The 20,252-nt window shown below is 61.4% G+C and carries 17 protein-coding genes and 1 tRNA gene; 11 read left to right on the top strand and 7 right to left on the bottom strand.

Annotated elements, in window-relative coordinates:
- Nucleotides 1-371: 371 nt before the first annotated feature.
- The 9 genes from FS320_RS22575 to FS320_RS22535 all read left to right on the top strand — a co-directional run bounded on the left by FS320_RS22575 (nt 372) and on the right by FS320_RS22535 (nt 12,136).
- Nucleotides 372-1,379 carry a LacI family DNA-binding transcriptional regulator gene (locus FS320_RS22575; RefSeq protein WP_162003162.1) on the top strand — a complete coding sequence of 336 codons (1,008 nt, stop codon included), beginning with the start codon at nt 372-374 and terminating at the stop codon, nt 1,377-1,379.
- 67 nt (nt 1,380-1,446) lie between these two features.
- The gene (locus FS320_RS22570) at nt 1,447-2,730 is read left to right on the top strand and encodes an ABC transporter substrate-binding protein (RefSeq protein WP_152714184.1); all 1,284 of its coding nucleotides are present in this window, start codon (nt 1,447-1,449) and stop codon (nt 2,728-2,730) included.
- 63 nt (nt 2,731-2,793) lie between these two features.
- Nucleotides 2,794-3,645: a carbohydrate ABC transporter permease gene (locus FS320_RS22565; protein WP_152714183.1), complete on the top strand. Its 852-nt coding sequence runs from the start codon at nt 2,794-2,796 to the stop codon at nt 3,643-3,645.
- Nucleotides 3,642-4,502 carry a carbohydrate ABC transporter permease gene (locus FS320_RS22560; RefSeq protein ID WP_152714182.1) on the top strand — a complete coding sequence of 287 codons (861 nt, stop codon included), beginning with the start codon at nt 3,642-3,644 and terminating at the stop codon, nt 4,500-4,502. Before FS320_RS22565 ends, FS320_RS22560 begins: the two co-directional genes overlap by 4 nt.
- Before the next feature lie 11 nt (nt 4,503-4,513).
- The gene (locus FS320_RS22555; RefSeq protein ID WP_152714181.1) at nt 4,514-5,563 is read left to right on the top strand and encodes an ABC transporter ATP-binding protein; all 1,050 of its coding nucleotides are present in this window, start codon (nt 4,514-4,516) and stop codon (nt 5,561-5,563) included.
- 18 nt (nt 5,564-5,581) lie between these two features.
- A complete protein-coding gene (locus FS320_RS22550; protein WP_152714180.1) occupies nt 5,582-6,859 on the top strand; it encodes an MGH1-like glycoside hydrolase domain-containing protein in 1,278 nt (425 codons plus the stop codon).
- Between the two features lie 531 nt (nt 6,860-7,390).
- Nucleotides 7,391-10,066, top strand: a complete 2,676-nt coding sequence (acnA, locus tag FS320_RS22545; protein WP_338105448.1) for an aconitate hydratase AcnA — start codon at nt 7,391-7,393, stop codon at nt 10,064-10,066.
- A 55-nt stretch (nt 10,067-10,121) separates the two neighbouring features.
- Nucleotides 10,122-11,084 (top strand): Bug family tripartite tricarboxylate transporter substrate binding protein, encoded by a 963-nt coding sequence (locus FS320_RS22540; RefSeq protein ID WP_338105446.1) that lies wholly within the window; start codon nt 10,122-10,124, stop codon nt 11,082-11,084.
- A 173-nt stretch (nt 11,085-11,257) separates the two neighbouring features.
- Entirely contained in the window at nt 11,258-12,136 is an 879-nt protein-coding gene (locus FS320_RS22535; protein ID WP_152714178.1) for a GntR family transcriptional regulator, read from the top strand.
- Nucleotides 12,137-12,255: 119 nt separating this feature from the next.
- On the opposite strand, the gene FS320_RS22530 is transcribed toward FS320_RS22535, so the two are convergent.
- Nucleotides 12,256-12,340: transfer RNA gene (locus FS320_RS22530), tRNA-Leu, on the bottom strand.
- Between the two features lie 684 nt (nt 12,341-13,024).
- On the opposite strand from FS320_RS22530, the gene FS320_RS22520 reads away from it, so the two are divergent.
- The gene (locus tag FS320_RS22520) at nt 13,025-14,260 is read left to right on the top strand and encodes a COG3904 family protein (protein ID WP_152714177.1); all 1,236 of its coding nucleotides are present in this window, start codon (nt 13,025-13,027) and stop codon (nt 14,258-14,260) included.
- Nucleotides 14,261-14,339: 79 nt separating this feature from the next.
- On the opposite strand, the gene FS320_RS22515 is transcribed toward FS320_RS22520, so the two are convergent.
- The 3 genes from FS320_RS22515 to FS320_RS48185 all read right to left on the bottom strand — a co-directional run bounded on the left by FS320_RS22515 (nt 14,340) and on the right by FS320_RS48185 (nt 16,777).
- Nucleotides 14,340-15,827 (bottom strand): hypothetical protein, encoded by a 1,488-nt coding sequence (locus FS320_RS22515; protein WP_152714176.1) that lies wholly within the window; start codon nt 15,825-15,827, stop codon nt 14,340-14,342.
- 95 nt (nt 15,828-15,922) lie between these two features.
- Nucleotides 15,923-16,288, bottom strand: coding sequence for a DEAD/DEAH box helicase family protein (locus tag FS320_RS22510; protein WP_152714175.1), 366 nt, complete (start codon nt 16,286-16,288; stop codon nt 15,923-15,925).
- 93 nt (nt 16,289-16,381) lie between these two features.
- The gene (locus FS320_RS48185; RefSeq protein WP_244627304.1) at nt 16,382-16,777 is read right to left on the bottom strand and encodes a hypothetical protein; all 396 of its coding nucleotides are present in this window, start codon (nt 16,775-16,777) and stop codon (nt 16,382-16,384) included.
- Between the two features lie 526 nt (nt 16,778-17,303).
- Here FS320_RS48185 and FS320_RS22500 point away from each other — a divergent pair.
- A complete protein-coding gene (locus FS320_RS22500) occupies nt 17,304-17,594 on the top strand; it encodes a hypothetical protein (protein WP_152714173.1) in 291 nt (96 codons plus the stop codon).
- A gap of 61 nt (nt 17,595-17,655) precedes the next feature.
- Here the strand turns inward: FS320_RS22500 and FS320_RS22495 are convergent, their stop codons facing one another.
- Genes FS320_RS22495 through FS320_RS22490 form a run of 3 tightly spaced genes read right to left on the bottom strand, consistent with a single transcriptional unit; the run spans nt 17,656 to nt 19,405 of the window.
- A complete protein-coding gene (locus FS320_RS22495; RefSeq protein ID WP_162003160.1) occupies nt 17,656-18,696 on the bottom strand; it encodes a DUF4268 domain-containing protein in 1,041 nt (346 codons plus the stop codon).
- Nucleotides 18,671-18,739, bottom strand: a complete 69-nt coding sequence (locus tag FS320_RS50830; protein ID WP_420846765.1) for a hypothetical protein — start codon at nt 18,737-18,739, stop codon at nt 18,671-18,673. The genes FS320_RS22495 and FS320_RS50830 overlap by 26 nt, the downstream gene beginning before the upstream one ends.
- 42 nt (nt 18,740-18,781) lie before the next feature.
- Nucleotides 18,782-19,405, bottom strand: a complete 624-nt coding sequence (locus FS320_RS22490) for a recombinase family protein (RefSeq protein ID WP_338105445.1) — start codon at nt 19,403-19,405, stop codon at nt 18,782-18,784.
- Nucleotides 19,406-20,252 lie beyond the last annotated feature (847 nt).

Below are 20,252 nucleotides of genomic sequence, written 5' to 3'. Positions count from 1 at the left end.
GCAAACGCGCCGCTCTCATCCGCCAAGCAGAACGCCTGGAGGTGGTGAGGACATGCCTGAAATCCGGTCAACTTTGCCAGCAAGGCTCGTACAGCCAATCTCAGATGGGGCGCCGTGAATTAACCGGGTTAGCTCAGACCCTTCTGAGGCCTGCCGTCTCTGCTGCTCCCGACAGGAGAACATTATACCAATGATCTATTGTGGGAATATTGACTTTCCAAAACGTTTTGGAGATCTAGTTAGAGGCGGCACACATCGTGCGAAACCAGAGATCCGCGTCAGCGAAAAGCGGGTTCAGTTTTCCGAACGATGCGCTCAGCAAGAGAAAGAAGCATCGGATCGACCCGATGCTCCGGGAGAGTCTACGCCCTGTGTCGAACCTGAAGCTTCTCGCGCGATCGCTCGGCCTGTCGATTACGACGGTGTCGAGGGCCCTCGACGGCTATTCCGACGTGGCGCCCGCCACCCGCGAGCGCGTTCAGGCGGCAGCCCAGGCGATGAATTACCGGCCAAATCCGGCGGCCCGCAGTCTGCGGCGGCGAAAGGCCGAAGCCGTTGCCGTGACCCTGCCGACGGAACCGGGCCAGTTCGGACCTCCCATCTTCCTGAACATGCTGGCGGCCTGCGGGCAGCGACTTGCCGAGGAAGGCCTCGACCTGATGCTGCTGCCGACCGCCGGACGCGCGGGCGAGATGGACACGTACCGGCGACTTCTGGATGGCCGCCGGGCCGATGCGGTGATCGTGGTGCGCACGCGGCTCGAGGATGAGCGCGTCGGCTTCCTGAAGGAGCGCGGCATCCCCTTCGTCACCCATGGCCGCACAGCCCGCTCGGAGGAGCATGCCTTCATCGACGGAGACGGCGAGGCCGGCTTCCGGGACGCCGCTCGGCAGCTCGCAGCATCCGGCCATCGGCGGATCGCTCATATTGCCGCTCCGCAGGATCTGACCTTCGCCCATCTGCGCCGCAAAGGCTGGCTGGCCGCTCTCGAAGACGTCGGCTCCTCGGAGCCCCTCGAATACACGGCGCAACCGACGGAAGCCGGCGGCTATGAAGCCACGCAATGGCTGCTTCAGCAGGGTGCACCGCCCACCGCTCTCCTGTGCGCGACCGACAGCATGGCGATCGGCGCCCTGAGTGCCCTCAGGGAGCGCGGCCTTGCCGCTGGGCGCGATATCGCCGTGATCGGGCACGACAATCTGCCCTCCGCCGCCTTCACCGATCCGCCGCTCTCGAGCATGGAGATCGCGGCTCCCGATGTGGGTCGGCAACTGGCGGAAATGCTGATTGCGCGGCTCGGCGGGCGCGATGGCCGCGAGTTGCAAACCATTCTGCCGGTTCGGCAGGTTCCGAGGGCGACCCACGAACCGGCGAACTGACTCCGATGCCCTCGACCTTCCGGCCCCGGGTCGAGCGGCACCAAGAAGGGACCGATGGAGGAAGGACATGACGCATCCTGTATCGCTTCGCGCCATTGCCACCGCGGCAGCCCTTTTCGGAGGGCTCACCGTTGCACAGGCGCAGGAAACGATTTTTTACTCGACACAGCTTCGTCCCATCGAGGAAGCGACCAAAGTCCGCGAAGTTCTGCTGAAAGGTCTTCCGGGCAAGACCACCTATGTGGTGGACGAGCCGCCTGCCTTTGCCGTGCGCATGAAGGCGGAGACGCAGGCCGGCAAGCGCACGGCAAGCGTCGTCGGGGCCCTTCACGGTGAGTTGCAGCCGCACGTTCCAGCCGATCTCCAGCCGGTCGACGATGTCGCCGCGAAGCTGACCGATCGCGGCATTCCCGCGAGCCTCATGGATCTCGGCAAGCTCGGCACGGGTCAGCAGCAATACATCCCGTGGATGCAGGCCACCTACGTGATGGTCGCCAACAAGCAGGCGCTGCAATACCTTCCGGCGGGCGCGGACGTGAACACCCTCACCTATGCGCAGCTGCAGCAATGGGGCAAGAACATCGTCGACAAGACCGGCCAGCGTCGCCTCGGCTTCCCGGCCGGCCCGACGGGCCTCCTGCCGCGGTTCTTCCAGGGCTATTTCTATCCGTCCTTCACCGGCGGCGTGGTGACGACCTTCAAGTCTGCCGATGCCGAGGCCGGATGGAACGCGTTGAAAGACTTGTGGGCCGTGTCGAACCCCAATTCCACCAACTACAACTTCATGCAGGAGCCGCTTCTGGCCGGCGAAGTGTGGATCGCGTGGGATCACATCGCCCGCGTGAAGGAAGCGCTCACCCTGCAGCCCGATCAGTTCGTCGCCTTCCCGGCACCCGCCGGTCCGAAGGGACGCGGCTATATGCCGGTGATCGCGGGTCTCTCCATTCCGAAGGATGCGCCGAACCGCGCCGGCGCCGTGGCGGTGATCGAGCACATGACCAAGCCGCAGACGCAGCTGGCGACGGCTGCCGAAGTCGGCTTCTTCCCGGTCGTGAAGGCCGAGCTGCCGCCGGACCTCGCGCCCGGTATCAAGCTGCTCGCCGGTGCAGTCGCCGCGACGCAGAACGCGAAGGATGCGCTCGTGTCGCTCCTGCCTGTCGGCCTCGGGGCCAAGGGCGGCGAGTTCAACAAGGTCTACATGGACTCGTTCCAGCGCATCGTGCTGCGCAACGAGCCGGTCAAGGACGTGCTCGAAGCCCAGGCGAAGGTCCTCGACACGCTCATGAAGGAAACCGGCGCACCCTGCTGGGCTCCGGACAAGCCGAGCCAGGGCGCCTGCCCGGTTCAGTAACCTGACACCTGAGTCCGGCGGATAAGGCTCCGCCGGGCCGTCCCTTGCGAGTGGAGCGGCTCCATGCCTGCGCGCACATCCTGGATTCCCTATGCGCTGATCGCGCCCTCGGTCGTCTTTCTCGGCGCGCTCTTTCTCGTGCCGCTCGTGCAGACCGTCTGGCTGTCGTTCTCCGCCGGTGAAGGCCTGTCGCTGGAAAACTACCAGCGTATGGCAGGCGACCTGAATTTCTCGCTCGCCGTCCGCAACACGTTCCTCCTGACGCTTGTGGTCGTGCCGCTCCAGGTCGTGCTGGCGCTCGCCATGGCCACCATGGTGTCGAAACTCGACAAGGGTCGCGACCTGGTCCTGTGGGTGCTCACCATTCCGCTGGGAATCTCGGACCTCGCCGCAGGCCTCGCCTGGCTCGCGCTGCTGCAGAATACGGGCTACCTGAACTCCGCTCTCTATGCGCTTGGGATCATCCAGGGTCCTGTCGGCTGGCTCTCGCAGGAGACTCCTGTCGCCCTGTTCTTCGCCATCGTGCTTGCCGAACTCTGGCGTGCCACGGCGATCGTGCTGGTGATCCTGATCGCGGGCCTGCAGCTGATCCCGAAGGAATTCGCGGAAGCCGCCGAGATCTTCGGCGCGAAACCCTGGACGCGCTTTACCAAGATCACCCTGCCGCTCCTGAAGCCCAGCCTGCAATCGGCCCTGATCCTGCGCACGGTGCTCGCCTTCGAGGTCTTCGCCGTCGTCTATGCTTTGGGCGGGCGCAATTTCCCGGTTCTCGCCGGTGAGGCCTATGTCTGGCAGAACGACAACCAGAATTACGGCGTCGCCGCAGCCTACGCGGTGCTCATCATGGCGATCTCGCTCGCCGCAACCGCCGTTTATCTGCGCGCGCTGAGAACGCGTCCGGAGCAGCTCCCATGACAACCAGCGCTGCCGAACTTAAACCAACCTCGACGAGCCGCGGCATGGCTCTTCCCTCCGCGCGCCGCCTGCTACTCTGGACAGGTCTTGCGGTGCTGATCGCCTGGGTGCTGGTGCCGATCTATCTCGTGGCGCTCGGCGCTTTCGGCGGCCGACTCGGCGTGTTCCGCTGGCCGAAATCGATCTGGCCCACGGACCTGTCGTTTGCGGCAATGAGCCAGTTTCTCGCCATCGATGGCGTGTTCAACGCCCTGGTCAACTCGCTCATCGCCGCGGGCCTGACGGTGGTGTTCTCCATCGCGCTCGGCGCTCCCGCGGGCTATGCGCTGGCGCGCTACACCTTCCGCGGGCAGAACGCCTATCGCCTGCTCGTTCTCCTCACCCGCGCGTTCCCGCTCGCCATCCTGGCGCTGCCGCTCACCGTCTCGTTCATCCGCCTGGGGCTTTACGACACGCCCTTCGGCGTCTCGCTGATCCACACGGTGCTCGCCCTGCCCTTCGCGGCGCTTGTCACGCAGAGCCTCTTCATGGGCATCCCGCGCGAATACGAGGAAGCCGCCTGGGTGTTCGGCTGCACACGCTTCCAGGCCTTCATGAAGGTGGTTCTACCGCTCGCCCTGCCGGGTCTTGCCGCAACCGCCATCTTCGCCTTCGTGATCTCGTGGAACGAGGTCTTCGCGGCCTCGATCCTCACCGTGCGCGAGCGGACGCTCACCGCCTATCTGCTGCGGATTCTGGCCGAGAGCCCGCTCCATTACCGCTTCGCCGGCGGCTTCATTCTCATCATCCCCTCCGTGCTCTTCATTTTCGCCGTGAGACGATATCTCTTCGCGGTGTGGGGCATCGCGAGCAAGTAACGGATCACCTCATGGCTGACATCGTCATCGACCGCGTCGTCAAGGAATTCGGCTCCTTCCGCGCTCTCCAGGAAGTCTCGCTCACCGTCAATGACGGCGAGTTCGTGGCCCTGCTCGGGCCCTCGGGCTGCGGCAAGACCACGCTTTTGCGCATCATCGCCGGTCTCGAGACGCAAACCGCCGGACGTGTCATCATCGGCGGGCAGGACGTGAGCAACCTCGCGCCGCGCAAGCGCGGTCTCGCGATGGTGTTCCAGAACTACGCCGTCTTCCCGCACATGACCGTTTTCGAGAACGTCGCCTTCGGGTTGCGGATGCAGAAGGCCCCGCAGGCGGAGGTCAAGCGCAAGGTCGAACGCGCGGTGGCCCTGCTCCACATCGAGAGCTATCTCGACCGCTATCCGGCAAAACTCTCGGGCGGCCAGCGCCAGCGCGTGGCGGTGGCCCGCGCGCTCGCCGCCGAGCCCGCCGTGCTGCTCATGGACGAGCCGCTCTCCAATCTCGATGCGCTTCTGCGCCTTGAGATGCGCACGGAACTGAAGGCGGTTCTGCGCGAAGCCGGGACCACGACGATCTACGTGACGCACGACCAGACGGAGGCCATGGGCCTCGCCGACCGCATCGCCGTGATGTATGGCGGCAAGATCGACCAGATCGGATCGCCGCTCGAAATCTATGCCACGCCGGCAACCCGCTTCGTCGGCGGCTTCATCGGCTCACCGCCGATGAACTTCATCAAGGTCCAGTGCAGCCAGGGCACGGCCAAGATCGGCGACGCCGTGCTGCCGTGCCCAACGACGGCACAGACCCTGGAACTCGGCCTGCGAGGCGAGGATGCGGCCCTCAGCGCCAACGGTTCCGGCATTCCGTTCGATGTACGCGTCGTGGAGCCGATGGGCTCGCACCTGCTCCTGACAGGCTCCATCGATGGCCAGCTTGCCCGCATCGTCGCGCCACCGACGGCGAAAGTGGACGCCGGCGCGCGTGTGGGCCTTACCGTCGATCCTGCGCGCGTGACCTGGATCGACAGCACCACCGGGTGCGCCGTCGCCCGGCCTTGAGTTGAAGGATTTTTTCAAATGAACACGCTTCCAAAGGAAGAGGCGGCGCGCGCCATTCTCGCGCGCAACGATCGCGGCGGTTACACGGTGCCCACCGACAGGCTCTATCCGTTCCAGTGGAACTGGGATTCCGCCTTCGTGGCCATGGGCTTTGCCCTCTTCGACGTGGACCGGGCCTATCGCGAGCTGGAGCGCCTGATCGAGGGGCAGTGGGACGACGGCATGATCCCGCATATCGTGTTCCACGCGCCCAGCGATACCTATTTCCCCGGCCCGGACGTGTGGGGCACGCGGCACCGCATTCCGACCTCCGGCATCACGCAGCCGCCGGTCTTCGGCATGGCCCTGCGCCACGTTCACGAGGCCGCTCTCGCAACCGGCGAGGCCGCCGCGACGGAGCGCACGAGGGTGCTGTTTCAGGCGGCCTTGCGCTCGCATCGCTGGTGGCTGACCGCGCGCGATCCGGAAGGCCTCGGCCTCGTGTCGATCCTTCATCCCTGGGAGAGCGGCAGCGACAACTCGCCCGCCTGGGACGAGGCGTTGGCCCGCGTGCCGACCACCACGACGACCACGATCCGCCGCAAGGACACGGGCCACGTGGACGCCTCCATGCGGCCCCGTGACGAGGATTATCAGCGCTTCATCCATCTCGTCGATACCTATCGGGATTGCGGCTGGGATCCGAAGCGGCAATGGGCGGCCGCCCCCTTCAAGGTGGCCGACGTGCAGATGACCGGCATCCTGGCGCGTGCGACAGCCGATCTTATGCACTTGGCTGAAACCTTTGGGACCGACGAGGAGAAAGTCGAACTCACGCGCATGCACGGGAGGCTGCTCGACGGCCTGTCCAGCCGCTGGCGCCCGGAGCTCTCCCGCTTCGTCAATCTGGACCTGATTTCGGGTCACGACGTCGAAACGCCGACGCAGGCAGGCTTCATTCCTCTTGTCGCTCTGACGTTCGACGATGGGCAGCGAAGCGCCATTGTGGCGGAGATCGAGCGCTGGCTTGACGGCATGGTCGTCGGCGTCCCCTCAGCGCCGTCCTTCTCACCGTCCTTCGAGCCGAAGCGCTATTGGCGTGGCCCGGTCTGGGCCGTGATCAACTGGCTCATCTCGGATGGCTTGCGCCTGAACGGATCCGCGGATCTCGCCCGCCGGATCGAGCAGAGTACCGTCCGTGCTATCGAGACGTCAGGCTTCTGCGAGTATTTCGATCCGACGACGGGCGAGGGCCTGGGCGGAGATACCTTCTCCTGGACGGCCGCGGCTTACATGGCGCTCGGCCGGAGGACATGAGCCCGAAGCACCGGAGGAACCTGCAAAGATCACACGCTTGCGCCCGACCAGAGCGCTTTTCGGCGAAGTGGTCCGGTTCACCGTCAAAAAGTACGGCAAAGCAACGAAGAGTGCTGATCCCGCATCCGTGGAAACAGCTCTAGCAGCGTCCGTCTTCAACGAGCCCTGACGCGCTTCGGCGAAATGCCGAAGCGGCGTTCGATGGCGGTCGCGAAGTTGGCGGCGTGGAATGGCCTGCGCGACGGCGGCTTCGCTCGCGCCGTGCTGCATGTGGACATGCATCGCCTCATCCACTCCCGCGTCTTGGGATGAACCAAGAGCGGGCACTCCGAAAGCTGACGGAAATCGATCGTTCAAGGGCATTTCTGCAACATCATTCTCATTGCCGCTCCCGGCTTTTACCGAGCTGGCGTACACCATGCCGGCAGGGATTGCCATATTAAGAGCCGAAAATGCAAAATCTATTTGCATTTGTTGTCTCTCTTATGCAATCGTTCGAGCATGTCCTGTGACCCCAGATTGCGAGCTGCCGTGGCGACCGTTGCGGTCGATGGGCGGCAACATCGGATCGTCGATCTTCCGGCAGCGGCCGGCGGCAGCCTCGGACGGTTGCCGCATATCCTGCGGGTCATGCTGGAGAATGTCCTTCGCACCGCAGGCGACGACGCTCCACGGGCCAAGGCCGCGATTCTGAACTGGCTCGAGACGGGGCGCAGCGAGGAGGAGATCCCGTTCCTGCCCGGCCGGGTCATGATGCATGACACCACCTGCGGACCGGCTCTGGTCGACATTGCCGGCATGCGCGCAGCCCTCGCCGAAGCCGGGCACGATCCGAGCCGGCTCAACCCCGTGCTCCCGGTCGATGTCTCTACCGACCATTCCCTCGGTGTGGACGTGTTCGGCTCGCCCGATGCCCTTCAGCGCAACATGGAGCGTGAGTTCGGGCGCAACGCCGAGCGCTACCGTTTCATGAAGTGGGCCACGCGTGCCCTCACCGGATTTCGCGTCCACCCGCCCGGCACCGGCATCATGCACACGCTCAATCTCGAGCGCCTGGCCAGCGTCGTCACGACGGCCGAGCGGGATGGCGTGTCCTGGGCCATGCCGGACACCCTGATCGGCACCGACAGCCACACGCCCATGATCAACGGCATCGGCGTGCTCGGCTGGGGCGTCGGTGGACTCGAGGCCGAGAGCGTCTTCTTCGGCATGCCCGTGATGATCCGGGTGCCGGACATCGTCGGCGTGCGCCTCACGGGGCGCTTGAAGCAGGGCGTGCTCGCGACCGACCTCGCGCTGACCGTGACCGAGCGCCTGCGCCGCATCGACCTCGCAGACCGCTTCGTCGAGTTCTACGGCGAGGGCGTCTCGACGCTCTCCGCCGGCGACCGCGCCGTCATCGCCAACATGACCCCGGAATTCGGCGCCAATTCCGGTTTCTTTCCCATCGACGACCAGACGCTGCGTTATTTAAGCGAAACGGGCCGCAGCGCCGATCACGTCCGCCTCGTGAAGGAATACGCCAAGCGGCAGGGACTCTGGTTCGATCCGAAAGCAGCACCGCGCTATACGGGCACGGTCGAGATCGACCTCGACGAGGTCGAGGTCAGCCTTGCCGGACCGCGCCGGCCGCAGGATCGCATTCCCGCCGGAGCGACGGTCCACGCTCTCGCGCCGCTGCTCGCGGACTGTCCGGCGTCGGAGGGCCAACTCGGAAACGGCTCCGTCGCCATCGCGGCGATCACGAGCTGCACCAACACGTCCGATCCGCGGCTCCTGGTCGCCGCGGGCCTCGTCGCCCGCAAGGCGCGTCGCTTCGGCCTCACGCCGCCCGCATGGGTGAAGACCTCGCTTGCGCCTGGCTCGCCGACCGCCGAGCGTTATCTGCGTCGCGCCGGTCTGCTGGAGGATCTGGAAGCCGTGGGCTTCGGCATCGTCGGCTACGGCTGCACCACCTGCATCGGCAATTCCGGCCCCCTGCCCGCCGCCATCGAACAGGCCATGACGGAGCGCGGCATCGTTCCGGTCGCCGTTCTGTCAGGCAACCGCAACTTTCCGGGCCGCGTGCACCCGCAGCTCGAAGCCGGCTTCCTGGCCTCGCCTCCCCTCGTCGTCGCCTTCGCGCTGGCAGGCGACGTCAACCGCAACATCCTCACCGATCCTGTCGGCCGTTCGTCCTCAGGCGAGGAGATCAGGCTCGCCGATCTCTGGCCGACCGGCGACGAGATCGATGCGGCTTTGGCCCAGGCCATCGACGCCGCCGATTATGACACGTCATACGACGAGGCCGAGGCCAGCGAGACGTGGCGGGTGCTCGATGCTCCGGCCACCGATCTCTTCCCCTGGAATCCCGGCTCGACCTATATCCGCCGTCCGCCCTTCGCGGGCTTCGGCAAGGGCACGCGGCTCGGCACCTATGCGGCGCATCCGCTGCTCGTGCTCGGCGACGACATCACCACGGACCATATCTCCCCGGCCGGTCAGGTTCCGCAAACGGGCGAGGCGGCCGAGTATCTGGTCGCGCGTGGCGAGAACCGCCGCGATCTGAACGTGTTCGCCTCCCGGCGCGGCAACTGGGAAGCCATGGTGCGTGGCCTGTTCACCAACAAGAACGTCCGCAATCTGCTCGATCCGCAGATCGCGCCGGGTTTCACGATCCATATGGGTTCGGGCGAACAGCTGCCTCTGTTCCGGGTCGCCGGGCGCTACGCCGCCGAGGGCGCGTCCGTGGTGGTGGTCGCCGGCGAACGCTATGGGATGGGATCGTCGCGCGATTGGGCGGCGAAAGGTGTGGCGCTTCTCGGCGCACGAGCCGTTCTGGCCTCGAGCTTCGAGCGCATCCATCGCTCGAACCTGATCGGCATGGGCATTCTGCCACTGCGGCTCCCAGAAGATCGACACCCGAGCACCCTGCATCTGCGTCTTGGCGATCAGATCCTGATCGATGCCGATGCCGCGACGATCATCCCGCGCGGCCCCGTGCCCGTCACGATCCAGCGCGCATCGGGAACGAGCGAGACATTCATGGCCATTGCCGCGATCGAGACCGGCCTCGAGGTCGAGATCCTGCGCGGCGGCGGCATCATCCCCCTCATCCTGCAGCGTGTCGTCAACGCGGAGGGCACAAGCCGCGAGACACCTGGACCAGACTTCACCGGCACCGGTGAAAGCACCCGGCGAAAGGCTTCGCCGATCACCAGACGCTGAGCGGCAAAAGTCCACTCCGTGTTCACCATCTCACGCAACCTTAAGGGAGGAACTCGTGAGCCACTTCACCAAGACGATTCGCAGCGTTGCCGTTGCCGCTCTGACGCTCGTCGCGTCATCGGCCTTCGCGCAGCAGGAACTCAAGATCATGGCTCCGGCCGGACCGGGCGGCGGCTGGGACTCGGCCGCCCGGTCCATTCAGCAGGTGCTCACGCAGACGGGTCTCGCCAAGAGCGTTCAGGTCACCAACGTGACCGGCGCGGGCGGCACCATCGGCCTGGCGCAGTTCGTCAACAATGCCAAAGGCGATCCGAGCCAGCTCATGGTCAATGGCATCACCATGATCGGCGCGATCCTGAGCAACAAGTCGCCGGTCGGCCTCGATCAGGTGACCCCGATCGCGCGCCTGACCGGCGACCCGCTGGTCATCGTGGTGCCGGCCAACTCGCCGATCAAGAATGTTCAGGAATTGGCCGCCGCCAAGGCCGATCCGGCCAAAGTGACCTGGGCGGGCGGCTCCGCGGGCGGCGCGGACCACATCCTCGCGGCCCTGTTCACCAAGGCGGCCGGCTCCGATCCGTCGAAGGTCAACTACATCGCCTTCTCGGGCGGCGGCGAGGCCCTCGCGGCCATGCTCGGCGGCCGGGTGACGGCCGGCGTCTCCGGCTACGGCGAGTTCGAGAGCCAGATCAAGGCCGGCAAGCTGCGGGCGCTCGCCATCTCGTCCGGCAAGCGTCTCTCCGGCGCCGACGTCCCCACTCTGAAAGAGCAGGGCATGGACGTGGAGGTCGTGAACTGGCGCGCGATCGTGGCGCCTCCCGCCATCACGGCGGACCAGCGCAAGGCGCATGCCGAGACCGTCGACAAGCTGGTCAAATCGAAGGAATGGGCCGAGATCCTGAAGCAGCGCGGCTGGGAGGACTTCTATCTGGCAGGTGCGTCGTTTGAAACCTTTCTCAAGGAAGAGCAGGCCCGCGTCGGCGACGTCCTGAAATCGATCGGCCTCGTGAAGTCCTGATGAATGCCGGCCGGGAGATCGACCCTCGATCTCCCGGCCCACTCCCGGCAGACGCCGAACTGCGGTGCTATACCGATGGGAATCGCGTAGAGGAAAAGCGGCTCCCAATGGCGAAGTCAGGTTTTTCGATGAATTTCCCCATCAGTGAACGTTCAGCCGGCAGCAAGCGTGAAATGACCGACGGTCTCGCCGCGCAGATCTTCGACCATATCCAGGGGTCCGGGCTGGCTGTCGGGACGCACATCACCGCACAGGAACTGGCGGAGCGGTTCAGCGTCTCCCGCTTTCCCGTGGGCCAAGCCCTCCAGCTCCTTGCCGCGAAGGGCGTCCTCATCCACGAGCGCAACCGTGGCTATTTCGTATCCGATGCGAAGACTCCCTCGGCGGAGGCCCTGGGCCTGGCCCGGAGGGACGACATCACCGAGGTCTATTTCAGGATCGCCGAGGATCACCTTCATGGCCGCCTGCCGGATCCGGCCTCGGAGGCCTACCTCAAGGAAACCTATACGGTCACGAAAGCACAGCTGAACGCGGTTCTCAGCCGGATCGCACAAGAAGGCTGGGCCGAGCGCCGCCCCGGCTACGGCTGGTCTTTCTCGCCCATGCTGACGACCCCGGAGAGCCTGGAGCAGACCTATCGGGTCCGCCTGGCTCTCGAACCGGCTGCGCTGCTGGAACCAACCTACCGTCTCGACTCTGAGACGGCAGCCCGTTGCCGCGAGGCGGAGCTCCGGCTTCTCAATGGCGCCATCGAGACCGACAGCGCCGACGCACTTCATGAGCGCGGCGTGCGGTTTCATGAGGCGATCATCGGCGCATCCGGCAATCCGTTCTTCCTGGAAGCGGTCCGGCGCATCAACCGCGTCCGGCGTCTGCTCTCCTATCGTTCGATGATCGACCGCAAGCGCTATCGCCAGCAATGCGAGGAACACCTCCAGATTCTCGAACTCCTGGAGCGCCGCAAGAACGAGGACGCCTCACAGGCGCTCCGACGTCACCTGGAGCACACCATCGAGAATCTTCAGGAGATCAGGCCCATTCTCACCCGTTGAGTACGGCCGACTGGACAGTGAAGGAGGATTCGAACACGGCGAGCCATTTGGCCCATACGGGCAACTTCAAAGCTCGCTTGATCTGGATTGCTTTGCGGATCGAACCCTCAGAGGGTTGATGGTGCCCAGGAGAGGACTCGAACCTCCACGGTGTTATCCGCTGCTACCTGAAAGCAGTGCGTCTACCAATTCCGCCACCTGGGCCTGCCTGTTCTCTAAGCCACCCAGGGTTTCTGATCAACAATCATCCTCCGATGCTCATGCAGATCCTGAAGCAATGTGTGAGAGTTCTGTGTGATGGTCAACCGTGGACTGCTGCTACGCCGATGGCATTCACTGCACCAAGTCCACATCGCTCCTCCTACTCGTCCTCAATGCATTCGCCCCGCCGCAGGAGAGCGAGAATTGCGCTCATATGCAGTTCGTCATGACCCTGCACTGTTGAAAAGCATCGCTAAGAGGACGTTCCGCCACCTGCGTTATTGCCAAGGCTAATCCTGTGGTTACCTTAGAGGCTTGGGGGCTAGGTCCGGGAGCATTCAACCTGCGGCTGGCCGATAAGTGAGCAGGAAAGACAACACCATGGGTGCCTTGGGCTATCATTTACTTAGGTTTGGGTTTGTTGCAACTTGCAGCAATCATGGCAGGGCTCGGCGAATGGCTGGGTCTTCACTGGATTGTAGCCGGACCGTTAGCACTATTCTTGGCTTACCTGCCGCTCGTCGGCTCGATCCTTGGATTGTTGGGTGCTGTTCACGCTTGGCACTGGGCTTGGTGGCAGGCTGGTCTGCTCTTCTTCGGTGGGTTCGCTCTCATGGCCGCGCTCGGTGGCTTGTCGGCGATGGTAGATAGCTTCCGTAGTCGTCGCTCGGCTTGAGAGCTTATCCCATGAACCTAACAACCCTCCCGCGTTTCGTCTGGATAATTCCGGCAGTCCTCCTGTTCTTGACTCTCGCTTTTGCGCCGGTTGCACCTGCTCAAGCGCAGTGGAATGACGGGGAACGCTTCGACTACGACCTGTCAAAGCCTATGGTGTTCTTGGAAGCATACAATGGCGGGAACTGTAATGGATGCGAATGGATCGTAGCAGAGGGGACGATAACACCCGATACTCCAGGGAAGTTTGATGCTTTCTTAAAGGAAAAGGGGATAAGCTACCGGGCAATCGTCACGTTCAACTCCCCTGGAGGGAACCTTATCGCTGGCGTTAAGCTAGGCGAGGCGATTAGGGCGAGGAACTTCCTTACATCGGTCGGTAAAACAGTCGGTCTCATTCGGGGCGGGATGGTTTACACGGGTGAGGAGGATACTACTCCCGCAACGAAACCCGCCGGAATTTGTGCTTCGGCGTGTAGCTACGCATTTCTAGGTGGGACTACCAGATTTGGTATTGGTGAGAAGATTGGGGTTCACCAGTTCTACGATAAGAAGGCGAGCGACACTCCTTTAGAGAAAACGGCCAGTTCGATTGATCGCTCGGCAGATCAACTCCTCAGTGGACTGCTGTTGGAGTATGTAATCCGCATGGGTGTGAGGCCGCACCTGGTGACGCTGGCCAGTAGCATTGCACCTTGGGAGGAAATGCGCTGGTTAATTGATGCTGAGATGCGCGAGCTCAGAGTTGATAACTCAGAGACTACATACACGCCGATTTCCGTCGAACCATTCGGAAAGGCAGGGTCTTACGTCGAGACTGTGAGCGAATCTGTATTCGGCACATATACACATAGAATTTACTGCCGTGGCAGATCGAAAATTCCTCATGTAGCATTTGTTGTCGATGTGAAGAGAAATGAGAACCTTGGTCACTCCTTGGATATGTACAGGAAGATTGCGTCGGGCATCGCAATCAACCTGAAATCTGGTCAAGTTGAGCGTAGGTTTAATGCGGATCAAGCAGGGTTCAGTACAATCGACCGAAACGAGTTAGTTAGAGTAACGTTCTCGGTAGCCGTGCAAGGAGCATCCATGTCGGACTTCCAGATGGCAGACGAGGTTCGTGTCGAGGATGGCGGCAAGGTTCAGTTCACTCGTATGGACGATAACGAAACGGCTTGGCTTTCGTTTAAGCTGCAGGGTGATAGAAGGAAGTTAGGTATAGCGAGTAGATCCTGCGCGGAGTGAGCTTTCCTAGGCTCCCAGCGATATCAGCATAGGATATCGACCGAAGCCATAGGACGTATAACCCTCTCAGTTGCCGAGACTAGCTTCCGAGAGGGTCGTTCTTATGAGTTACTTCCTCCAGTTCAAGACTGGTGATGCAGTTCTGCTCAGAGGACATCAACAGGGCCGCGACAGCACCGCATCCGCCCTTCTCTGAGGCTGTTTCGCTCACCGAGCTGTCAACGATGAACGTCGCACCAGGAAAGAGCCTCTCGCGGTACTGGCTGAAGCGTTTGAACTCTGAGGTCACGAACAGTTTCTGATGCCCACAGATCCCGTCTGGGGTCAGGTTTCGAGCATTTCCCCGCATGGCGAGCTGCTTCTCCCAGCGCAGCAGGTGACCGTGCTGAAGGCTGAGAAACACCTCATCCTGACTGTTCGGGCTCTGCATCCGGTCCAGGCAAGGAGTGCCAGCAGGTTGATCAATCAGAGCCAGCGTCGTGCCGACTGTGCCCCGCTTTGGGATGTGAAACTCGCCAAAGAGGAACACACTGGCCGCCTCCTTCCAGCGGTTCGATCCGATGCCATAGCCCCAGTTGATGAAAGCCACCTTCCGACCCTCAAGATCATAGGCGTCCTCCTCAAGGCTGATGGAGTCCGGCAGGTACTCGTGAGCAAGTAGCGCCTTGTGAGTCACCACCAGCACCTTCTCTCCCGGCTCAGTGTTCATGATGACCGTCTTCCTTACCCACTCGGCATAGGGCCTTGCCCGCTTCGCGTTCTTCACGATCTCTGTGACCCGCTCCCGAGGGCCAATGATCTCAGGAGGAGGAGCCACATGAATCACCGTGAGGTTCTCATAGGACACCCTTGGCGAAGGAACGGGTGTTCTCCAGTCCACAAGCTGGGAGACCCCATCGATGTCAGACGTGGCATCCAGAAGGACTGTTCCAGGGAGAATTGGCAGGTCCATCCGATAGCCCACGAAGCGGCCACCTCGGGTGCTGCGATCATGGCGGGACATGAAGGCGTACCCTGTGGCAAGCGACTGGGCGAACCCGATCACGATGCCTTCAAGACTATCCGGCTTCTCACCAAGAACGGCATTTGCCTCTTCAGAGGTGAACCAAGAGAGATCAGATCGCATCAGAGGCTTGAAGTTCTTCCCCTTGGGACGCTCAATTTCCCAAGTGTCAACGAGGTAATTGCGAAGTGCCTTCAGGGCCTTCTCGGCTGGAGTATCATTCCCGAAGGTGACGACTGCCCAATCCAGGATCTTGGCGACATCCCCCTGATCAATGTCGAAGAGGGAGACTTCCTTTGGTCGCTCATCCACAACGGTCAGTGTCCGAGGTTGACCCTCGTAGATCCTCGCCAGATCGCCACGAGGCCCCCTATAAAAGGCGTGGGTGACGATAGCCACACGATGAGAAGTAAGGTCTCTGGCGAAGAAGCGAGCCGAGGGTGTGAACTCATACCCCCGCCTGATGTCCTCTAACGGTCTCGCCCTATCGTGGGCACTGGTCCAGATAGCGAGGTCGCTAGAGTCAACTAGATCCTTAGCACAGTGATTTTGACGGTTTGACACCGCCAAGCTCGTGCTGCGGACTTCGCATCTGGTACCGAGGCCCCGTCCAATGGGGATCAATCCACTTGCAGATCCCGCACCGCTTCGAAGTGCCGTCACAAGAGACGGCAGGCCAACCGGTCAAAATCACTGTGTCGAGGATCTAGCTTCACCAGTTCTTTGTAGGTGTCCTCACACTGGTCGATGGTTTCACACAGGAAGAGGGCTGAGGAGCCTGGAACAGCTTGTATCAACGCACCTATCAAGGCCCAGGCATACGAGGACTTGCCGGAACCAGTTGGGGCACTGATGACCCTGTACTGCGCTTTGGCCTCAAGACGATCTTCGTAGGCAAGGAGACCACCATTGAGGACGCTTTGAGCAACTTGACGGTTGAAGGATGTGAGGGTGTGACCACGATCCTGGGCTTGGTTCTCGATGATGGTCCAGAAGGCTTGTTTGATGTTGTCGTGATGGGTCATTAGGGTTCCAGAAAACAGAAAAGCCCCCATCGTGCTAAGAGTATCCCTAGCACTGTGGGGACCTTTACGAGGGTTGCTGCTGTGAGTGTTTGATCAGGTGAGCTGCGAGAGTGAGGCGTGGAGCGCCCTTTGCTCTTCTTGCTTCTTGTCTGCTTCGACTTGTTCGAGACGAGCGAGATGGAGGCCAGCCCCACCGAACGCCTCAGCGAGCCACTGGCCGAGTACTGAGGCAGCCCGTGGCGAGAGTTCTCGGTAAGCTCGTTTGGTCTTGCTGGTCTGGTGATCGAACCAGGAACCCACATTGAGGTCAGTCAGTCCCCGTACCCTCCTGACAAGTTGGGTCCTGAAGGCTTTGTCTGACTTGAAGCGTAGAGGCTGTAGTTCCTGCATCATGAACAGAGCCAAGATGGTCTGAACGATCTCCCGAGGAGGAACAGCGTCATACAGCTTCACGACCTCCTTGGCAGCGATGCGCTCATGGCGAGGCATGGCTCCTCGGAAGGCCAGAAGGCTCCGGGCATGGTCATCCAATGCGGACCAACGGGCGTCCAATTGGGACCACAGGGGACTCTCTCGGTTCTTATCGATGCGAGTCTGGACGAGCTTGAGGAACGGCTTGAGGTCTCCCTTGGTGATGGCCTTCTGATCAGTCGCTCCGTGGCGGCGTTGTCGGGCTTTGTGCAAGGAACAGTAGATGGAATAGCGGGAGGACGCAGATGCGCCACATCCCGCCACCCGACAGTGTCGGTGGGTCATGGGAGTGTCCTTGAATGTGGTGATTGATTAGTGGCCGTAGTCCAGCGGACAGGGACGGAAGCATATGGTCACCGCAGTGAGGCAGGAACGCTCACCGAGGGCCGAACAGGCAGAAAAATTGCCTGCTTGCTTCTATAGGAAGGGAAAATCAAGCTGCTTCGCTTTATGTCATTGATACGTATTGGTATTTGGCTCTAAATCGCTGGAGGCTTGTGCGTAGAGTCGTTTCTGGTCTCTATGCTGCCTAAGGAGCCAATGATTGACCATGTCGAAGACTGATTGCGACTTGTGCAAACCCTGTCGGGTGATGCTGCTAACCACCCAGCAGTTCATGAAGCTAGGAGGGGAGCAATGGGATCACAGCCTCCTCATCCGTGTGGGGAAACGGGCGCGAGAACTGCACCTGGAGATCTTGGGCAAGCCACCAAAGAAGACCCGCCCATCCACGACAGGCGCGTACCGCAACAAGGTGGGCAAATATCCCTGCGGGATCTTGGAACAGGCCTATAGGCAGGTCAGAGCAGAGGAACTCGGCCCGAAACAGGAATGACGAGATGCTCTCGGGCCGACGTTGAGTCCATGCCAAGAATCAAGTGATGCCCGAGCTGATGTCATGAAGCGGCGACCGAGTCCGCCACGCCGACCATATCTGTTTCCTCGCTTTCACCATACACATTTCGAAGCGAACTGAAGTCAATGCTCCGAATGCGCGGCTGGAAAACGCGGCGAATATTCTCAAGTTGTTTCACGAGCCAGTCGTGTTGCTCAGGCCATGTAGTCTTAACGCTGACATCTTGATCCCTGAGATAGGCTGAGATCCGAGCGCCTTTCCTTGTTGGCAGTTCTTCCCACTCCAAGGTGCTACCGTACTCTTTCTCGATAGCCTCTTGCTCCTTCAGAAACTCCTGGAAGATAGCCTTTGCAAGGCCGTTGCCGATCCACAGCTCTGCCCTGATCCAACGCTCTGCTGGATTCAGAACTACGGACAGGGAGAAGCCTTTACCTCCAATTCCGAAGCTGTACCAGTTGGCCCTGTTGGGCTTGGTGAGGACACGACGACCAGTTGCTTTGCTGAACCTCTCACCGAGCAAGGCCCAGTATTCTTCATATAGACGCTGCTTGTCGTTGACCGGGGTCTCTCCAAGCCGCCTTGCTGTGGAACCAACACGACGTGACCAATCGTTGGGTTTAGCCACAACATTGAAGTTGGCGGCTAGCGCAGAGGAACCTGTGATCTTTACGACTTCAATCTCCACGCCAAAGAACGAATAGCGATCAATCGTATTCGCGTTAAGCCAGTCAATGGCAGCTCTATGCTCTTCGAGGAACTCCCTGGCAATCCAGACTACGGTCGCAGTGTCACTGAGGCCAGCAAGATAGGTGAGGATTTGGCCTAGGTGCCGATGGTCTGTTGGTTCTAGTTGGTTTTCAATGAGGACGAGATTGCCTTCCTCATCGCGAGCCACAATGTCTGCTGAAAACCGGCCCACATCCTTCTCAGTAGCCTCGACTACCAAATCTCCTAGATGAAGAACGCCAGCCAGTAGGGAGATGTTGTCCGCGTGTGCAAGCCATGGGGTAAAGTTGCTAGCTTCATGTTCCCAAACCTCACGCAGGGGAACTCTCTCAAGTCGGCCAAGCAACGTGGTCACGTAAAATCCTTCGAATGTCTCTCGCCCCAAGGCGAGGGTTAATGCAGTGATCTAGTAGCGTAGAGTTAACCGTGGCAGCAACCTGTTAGAGCGCAAGCACTCTCTGAACCACGCTGACGCCCACCCCAAGCTGCTTCGCAATCTTGATCATCCCGAGGTTAGGATTCTCAGCACGAGCCTTCATGATGGCTTCCTCAACATCCTGCTTCGTTCTCGGACGACCAAGGGTCTTCCCCTCAGCTTTAGCCCGTTGAAGACCCGCATTGACCCGCGACCGGATCATTTCCCTTTCCAAGCGAGCGAACACGGCAGCCATCTCCAGCATCGCCCGACCATGAGCGGTGGAGGAGTCCATGCTTTCCTTGAAGTAGAACTGTGAGACATCCGCTGCCTCCAACTCATCCATCGCCGTCACCACGGCAGACGTAGAGCGCCCCAAGCGGTCAACGGCCCAGAACAAGGCGATGTCGAAGCGACGACGTTTGGCATCCTTGAGGAGGTTGTCGAGCCCTGGACGCTTGTCTCTGCCCTTGGAGCCGGAGATCCCAGCGTCCTCGTAGGTGGCGACCACGTCCCAGCCCCTCAGCTCTGCCAGCTTGGTCAGGTCAGCCCGTTGGTTCTCAACTGTCTGCCCATCAGTGGAAACGCGGAGATAGATGGCGGCTCGCTTGCCCATGATGGCTGCCCCTTGTGCCGAGTGACTGAACACGATGGTAGTTCCTGCTATACGATAATCAGATGTTTGCCGTATGGTCAAGCTAGGATGACAAAAGCCAGGAAATACAAGGCTTTTCCACACCGGATTTCGGCAGGGTTTTCCGTATGGGTCTGCCGTGCCTCAAAGAAGCCCAATCCTGACCCCACGCCCTACATCTCCTTCAGAGCATGAGCCGCTCACTTTCCACTTCTTGGGGCACACAACACCATGGGGCTTCTGCCGTTCCTTGAACGCGCCATCGCAGCTACTCTCTGGACACTTGGAGCGGGAGCAGTCGCCATAGTCGTTGGGCTCGTGATCGGCAGCTACGGTGCCCCGACGAGAGCCGAGGGAGTAACACTCGGGCTCTGGTACGGTCAGTTGATTGCTCTCGGCTTCTGCCCTGTTGTGCTCTGGTGGCGGGTGTATCAAACCGTGTGGCTCCGTGGACCTAGACGAAGTGCAGGGGTTAGGAAGCCCAGCATTGAGGCCAGCACGACCACGGTGCTTGTACGAGAGCAGCCACTGAAAGCTCGCAGTAAGCCTCAGCCCAAGCCTGAGGAGCCCATCGAGAAAGCCGAGAAGCCAAGGCCCAAGCGTGAGCCGAGGGTGCGCCGTGAGCCAACTCTATAGGCAGGAATGAGAGCCCCCGAGGGGGGAGGTTTCCGCAACGACATAGGTTGATGCCACTTCGCAATTCTGCGGTAAAGTAACCGGGTGGCCGATCCCTCTAGAGCGCGTTGACATTCATTTGGTCCAGATGAACGCGCTGACGAGGCAAAGGATTGACATAAACGCCCGTGGGGTCTGTTCGTAGCGCGTGGCGATGCGTCTGAAGTGCTTGATTTTCAGGAAGAAG

The organism is Microvirga tunisiensis (assembly GCF_009296175.1).
Taxonomy (GTDB): domain Bacteria; phylum Pseudomonadota; class Alphaproteobacteria; order Rhizobiales; family Beijerinckiaceae; genus Microvirga; species Microvirga tunisiensis.
This window is presented reverse-complemented; position numbering and strand designations above follow the sequence as displayed.

What these genes read in the sequence shown, in the direction of transcription:
- FS320_RS22570 (WP_152714184.1), top strand. Translation starts at nt 1,447, where the DNA reads ATGACGCATCCTGTATCGCTTCGCGCCATTGCCACCGCGGCAGCCCTT.
- FS320_RS22565 (WP_152714183.1), top strand. Translation starts at nt 2,794, where the DNA reads ATGCCTGCGCGCACATCCTGGATTCCCTATGCGCTGATCGCGCCCTCG.
- FS320_RS22560 (WP_152714182.1), top strand. Translation starts at nt 3,642, where the DNA reads ATGACAACCAGCGCTGCCGAACTTAAACCAACCTCGACGAGCCGCGGC.
- FS320_RS22555 (WP_152714181.1), top strand. Translation starts at nt 4,514, where the DNA reads ATGGCTGACATCGTCATCGACCGCGTCGTCAAGGAATTCGGCTCCTTC.
- FS320_RS22550 (WP_152714180.1), top strand. Translation starts at nt 5,582, where the DNA reads ATGAACACGCTTCCAAAGGAAGAGGCGGCGCGCGCCATTCTCGCGCGC.
- FS320_RS22535 (WP_152714178.1), top strand. Translation starts at nt 11,258, where the DNA reads ATGACCGACGGTCTCGCCGCGCAGATCTTCGACCATATCCAGGGGTCC.
- FS320_RS22520 (WP_152714177.1), top strand. Translation starts at nt 13,025, where the DNA reads ATGAACCTAACAACCCTCCCGCGTTTCGTCTGGATAATTCCGGCAGTC.
- FS320_RS22510 (WP_152714175.1), bottom strand. Translation starts at nt 16,288, where the DNA reads ATGACCCATCACGACAACATCAAACAAGCCTTCTGGACCATCATCGAG.
- FS320_RS48185 (WP_244627304.1), bottom strand. Translation starts at nt 16,777, where the DNA reads ATGCCTCGCCATGAGCGCATCGCTGCCAAGGAGGTCGTGAAGCTGTAT.